The sequence below is a fragment of the Yoonia sp. R2-816 genome, assembly GCF_046762905.1.
GTDB lineage: Bacteria > Pseudomonadota > Alphaproteobacteria > Rhodobacterales > Rhodobacteraceae > Yoonia.
Window position 1 is genome coordinate 1 of the sequence record NZ_JBKQXN010000113.1, and the last position, 647, is coordinate 647.

The 647-nt window shown below is 55.8% G+C and carries 1 protein-coding gene; it reads left to right on the forward strand.

Going from position 1 to position 647, the window contains the following annotated elements; genetic code table 11:
• A partial coding sequence (locus ACFWW2_RS02160) for an IS3 family transposase (protein WP_393925746.1) occupies positions 1 to 609 on the forward strand: 609 nt, incomplete at its 5' end.
• Positions 610 to 647: the final 38 nt, after the last annotated feature.

Sequence of the window (647 nt, forward strand, 5' to 3'; positions counted from 1 at the left end):
GGCAGGCTCATGCGTGAGAACGGCATTCGGGTTGAAAGGTCAAAGAAATACAAGGTGACGACCGATAGCAACCATGCGTTTAACATTGCGCCGAACCTGCTGAACCGAGACTTCCGTGCCGATCGACCGAACCAGAAGTGGACAGGCGACATCAGCTACGTCTGGACTCGCGAAGGCTGGCTGTACTTGGCTGTCATTCTGGATCTGCATTCCCGGCGGGTGATCGGCTGGGCAGTCTCGAACCGAATGAAACGTGACCTGGCGATCCGGGCATTGAAGATGGCCGTGGCGCTGAGGCAACCGCCCAAAGGCTGCATTCATCACACCGATCGGGGCAGCCAATATTGTTCCCATGACTACCAGAAACTGCTGCGCCAGCACGGGTTCCAGGTATCGATGAGTGGAAAAGGCAATTGCTATGACAACTCTGCCATCGAGACCTTCTTCAAAACGATCAAGGCTGAGATGCTTTGGCGCAGGTCCTGGCCGACGAGACGAGAAGCTGAAGTCGCCATCTTCCAATACATCAATGGCTTCTACAATCCGCGCAGGCGGCACTCAGCTTTGGGCTGGAAAAGCCCGGTCGCTTTCGAACGGAAAGTGGCCTAAACGAGCACCTGGGGCGGCACAAAAACGTGACAGGTCCA